This window comes from Candidatus Symbiopectobacterium sp. NZEC135 (assembly GCF_025962695.1).
Map to the genome: position 1 here is coordinate 1 of NZ_JAGFPF010001380.1, position 571 is coordinate 571.

Sequence of the window (571 nt, forward strand, 5' to 3'; positions counted from 1 at the left end):
GTTATGTTGTGGAAAAGAGCGGCTACGCTGGAGCTGATTAACCAGCACAGCCTGGGCTGTATGATGGAGCATCTGGGGATCCGTTTTACCCATATTGCAGAAGATACCCTGGAAGGCACAATGCCGGTGGATGCGCGCACGCGCCAATCCTTCGGCCTGCTGCACGGCGGAGCATCGGTGGTGCTGGCGGAGTCGCTCGGCTCGGTTGCAGGCTACCTGTGTACCGAAGGAGAACAGCGCGTGGTGGGGATGGAGATTAATGCCAACCATCTGCGCGCAGTGACTTCAGGACACGTGCGTGGCGTGTGTCGCGCACTGCACGTGGGACGTCGCAATCAGGTGTGGCAAATTGACATCTACGACGAGAGTAACCGTCTGTGTTGCACTTCTCGTCTCACCACGGCAGTGGTGACGCCTTAATCTCGCCGTAACGGTAAAATGCGCGCCAATCGGCGCGCATTTTCATTCTTGCGCTCGTCAAGGCAAAAAGGGGACGCGCCGCACAAAATCGGTCTGAAACGCGGTGGCCTTATCCCAACAGCCTTCAAGGCTGAGCTGGTGGCAAATCAGC

At 57.6% G+C, this 571-nt stretch carries 1 protein-coding gene; it reads left to right on the plus strand.

Features of this window, described 5'->3' with window-relative positions:
• Window positions 1-3: 3 nt before the first annotated feature.
• Entirely contained in the window at window positions 4-420 is a 417-nt protein-coding gene (locus J5224_RS34365; RefSeq protein WP_264629308.1) for a hotdog fold thioesterase, read from the plus strand.
• Window positions 421-571: the final 151 nt, after the last annotated feature.